This is a genomic window from Acidisphaera rubrifaciens HS-AP3 (genome assembly GCF_000964365.1).
Classification (GTDB): domain Bacteria; phylum Pseudomonadota; class Alphaproteobacteria; order Acetobacterales; family Acetobacteraceae; genus Acidisphaera; species Acidisphaera rubrifaciens.
In genome coordinates this window covers 1-3,528 of sequence record NZ_BANB01000250.1, presented here as the reverse complement: position 1 = coordinate 3,528, position 3,528 = coordinate 1, and the positions used below count along the sequence as shown (strand labels likewise).

Annotated in this window: 3 protein-coding genes and 1 pseudogene; all 4 read left to right on the top strand. The window is 74.5% G+C overall.

The features are described from left to right. Nucleotides 1–436: ELM1/GtrOC1 family putative glycosyltransferase (locus B8460_RS08575; protein WP_048861175.1), on the top strand; the 436-nt coding region annotated here is incomplete at its 5' end. 9 nt (nt 437–445) lie between these two features. Next, a complete protein-coding gene (locus tag B8460_RS08570; protein WP_048861174.1) occupies nt 446–2,323 on the top strand; it encodes a hypothetical protein in 1,878 nt (625 codons plus the stop codon). Nucleotides 2,324–2,327: 4 nt separating this feature from the next. Continuing rightward, entirely contained in the window at nt 2,328–2,957 is a 630-nt protein-coding gene (locus B8460_RS08565) for an FMN-binding negative transcriptional regulator (protein ID WP_048861173.1), read from the top strand. Nucleotides 2,958–3,073: 116 nt separating this feature from the next. Beyond that, nucleotides 3,074–3,528: pseudogene (locus B8460_RS20910) on the top strand (glycine-rich protein); the annotation flags it as partial.

Below are 3,528 nucleotides of genomic sequence, written 5' to 3'. Positions count from 1 at the left end.
GGCGCTGGCGGCCAACCTCGCCGCGATGATGCGGGCGGAGGGCGCGGGCGTCGCCGTCACCCCCTCGCGCCGCACCGATCCGGCGGCGGTCGCGGCGCTGGCCGCGGCGGTGGTGCCGGCCGGCGGGTGGGTGTGGGACGGCGCGGGCGACAACCCGTATTTCGGGCTCCTGGCGCTGGCCGACGCGATCCTGGTGACGCAGGACAGCGTGTCGATGCTGTCCGAGGCGGTGGCGACCGCCGCCCCGGTGTTCGCCGTGCGTCTGCCGGGGCGCGGGCGGCGGCACGCGGCCTTTCTCGACGGGCTGATCGCCGACGGCCGGGTGCGGCCCTGGGCCGGGCGGCTGGATCTCTGGTCGGCCGCGCCCCTCGACGACACGCCGGAGGCGGCGGCGGCCCTCCGCCTGCGTCTTGGGTTGGACGGCGCGCGGGAGTAAGGACGGGTCATGCTGAATATCCAGACGTTCGACGCGCGCGCGGGCGGCAATGTTCTCTACAAGGCGCTGGCGCACCCGCTCGCGGCCGAGGCGCTGGGCGGCCTGTTCGCCCGCCTGCGCGCGGCCGGGCGCTATGCCGTCTATGACGCGGACGGCATCATCGACGCGCTGCTCGCGCTCTACCCGGACGCCCCGGCGCCGGACGCCGTGTTCGTCCACGCGACGGAGGCGGTGGGCGCGACGCGCGCCGGCCACCCGGCACGGCCGGTGACGGAGCTTGGATCGCACGATGTCGCGACGGTGCTGGTCGCCGCCTTCGACGCCGACCGCGCCGTGGCCCGCGCCCGCACCCTCGCCCGCGCGGGGACGGAGATCCTCAGCCTCGATGCCGCGCGCATTCCCGACCGGCTGCTGACCAACCCGCGCCGCTATCTCGACCGGCTGAACTTCGCCACCAACTTCGTCTTCTTCCGCGACGAGGGCGGGCTCTCCACGCGCCTCGTGACCGCCAATTACTGGGCGGGCTACGGCGCGGGGCCGGTGCGGCTGTGGTTGCGGCTGTTCGACGCGGCGGGCGCCGTGCTCGCTGAATGGGAGGAGGCGCTGGCCGACGGGCCGTCCGGCTACGCGCTGGACAGCGCCGAGGTTCGCGCCCGCTTCGGCCTCGGCCCGTTCACCGGACAGGTGTTCCTGCACGCGGTCGGCGCGGCCGGCCACGACGTGATCAAATACGCGCTCGATACCTATGCGACCGGCAACGGCGCGAGCCTGTCCTGCACGCACGACGCCAATGCCTGGCCGTCCGACCGCTATGCCGGTCTGCCGGCCCCGCGCGCCGACGAGCGGGTGCTGCTGTGGATACAGAACAGCCACGCGACGCCGATCCCGGCCGGCGCCATCGCGCTCGACCGCATGGGGGCGGAGGCGCCGGTCGCCCACGGCGCGCCCGTCGGGCCGTTCGCGACCGTCGCCCTCGACGTCGCCGACCTGCTGCCCGGCCTGCGCTGGCCGGCGCAGGTGGAGGTGCGCACCGGGCGTCACGTCGTGCGCCCGCGCTACGAGGTGGTGCGCGACGGCCGCACACGCATCGCGCATGTCAACGTCGAACGCGCCGACCTGCGCCCCGATCCGGCGGTCGCGGCGCTGCCCGACAGCCTCGGGCGCGGCTTCATCCTGCCTTTTCCGGTGCTGCCGCGCGACCGGTTCCGCAGCATCGTGCAGCCGACGCCGATGGCCGAGACACAGGCCGACCTGCCGCTGCGCCTCGACGTGTTCGACGCCGCCGGCACGCGCCACGCCTCGCGCTTCCTCGGCCGGCTGCCGCGCGCCCACGATCTCGCGCTCGAGGTCGAGGACGTCGCGGAGGGGCATGCCGAACTCGTCTACGACTTCCGCGACGGCGGCGGGGCGGACGGCTGGATGCACGCGCTGATGCGCTACGAGGACCGCGAGTCCGGCCACGCCGCGGAGACGAGTTTCGGCGCGCACGTGTTCAACACCGCGATGACGTGGCGCGACGAGCCGCAATCCTACTCCGGCCCGCCGCCCGGGCTGTCGACGCGCCTGTTCCTCAAGCTCGGCGACGGCGCGCGGCACAGTTTCGCCTGCCTGATCTATGCCGCCTCCGCGCCGTGGCACCCGCAATCGGACACCACGCTGCTGCTGCATGACGAGACGGGCGCCGTGCTGGCCGAGGAGCGGCTGCGCATCGCGTGCCAGGGCTCGGCCATGGTCTGGCCCCATGCCGTGTTCGGCGAGGCGGCGCTGCGCCGCGCCGGGCGGCGGGGCTACGTGATCGTGCGCGACACCACCTGCCGGCTGTTCGGCTATCACGGGCTGATGGACGCGCGGGGCGGCTTCTCGCTCGACCACATGTTCGGATTCTGACGCCGTGTATCGCCCGCCCGCCTTCCGTGAGGACCGGCCGGAGGTGATGCAGGCGCTGATCGAGGCGCATCCGCTGGGGCTGCTGATCACCGCGGGGCCGGCGGGGCTGATGGCGAGCCCGGTGCCCTTCCTGATCGACCGGGCGGCGGGCGCCTACGGCACGCTCCGCTGCCATCTCGCGCGCGCGAATCCACAGGTGGCGGAACTCGCGGCGACGGCCGACTGCCTCGTCGTGTTCCAGGGGCCGCAGGACTACGTCTCGCCCGGCTGGTATCCGTCGAAACGGGCGCATGGCCGCGTCGTGCCGACGTGGAACTACGTCACCGTGCATGCCTGGGGCCCGCCGCGCGTGGTGCCGGATGCCGCGTGGCTGCATGCGCAGGTGGGCGCCCTGACCGATGCGCGCGAGGCCGCGCGGCCGGCGCCCTGGGCGGTCGACGACGCGCCGGCGGATTTCGTCGCCGGTCAGCTCCGCGCCATCACCGGCGTGGAGATCCCGGTCGTCCGCATGGAAGGCAAGTGGAAGGTCAGCCAGAACCGCGACGCCGCCGACCGCGCGGGCGTCGCCGACGGGCTGCGCGCCGAGGGCCACGCGGCGATGGCCGATCTGGTCACGACGCGGTCGCCGAAATAGCGCGACGCCGCATGAAATGACGGCGCGCTCACCCCGCGGGCCCCGTCCCGTTAACTGCACGCCCTGACCGATGGTGGCAGGCTCGGCTTCGCTGAGGCGAGGCGGAGGGTGCGACGATGTCCGGAACGACGGCTGCCCCGATCATAATCGGCTATAGCGGCGTCCCGGCCACCTACACCGTCCCGGCGACGGGCGTGTATGAAATCGTCGCCGCCGGGGCGCAGGGCGGCGGCGCGGCCACCTATCCGATCGCGTCGGGCGGCCTCGGCGCCGTCGCGGCCGGCGCCTTCATCCTCGATGCCGGCGAGACGCTGGACGTGATCGTGGGCGGCGAGGGAGGGGCGAGCACGGCCACGCTTGGCGGCGGCGGTGGCGGCGGCAGTTTCGTCGTCGCGCCCGGCGATCTGCCGCTGGTTGTCGCGGGCGGCGGTGGCGGCGGCTCCGGCATCGACGGTCAGCCCGGCACCGACGGTTATGCCGCGGCGGGCGGGGACGGCGTTCCAACCGTGGGCCACGGGGGAATAACGGCGAGCGGCGCCAACGGCGGCGGCTTCCTGGCCGGCGGGGCCGG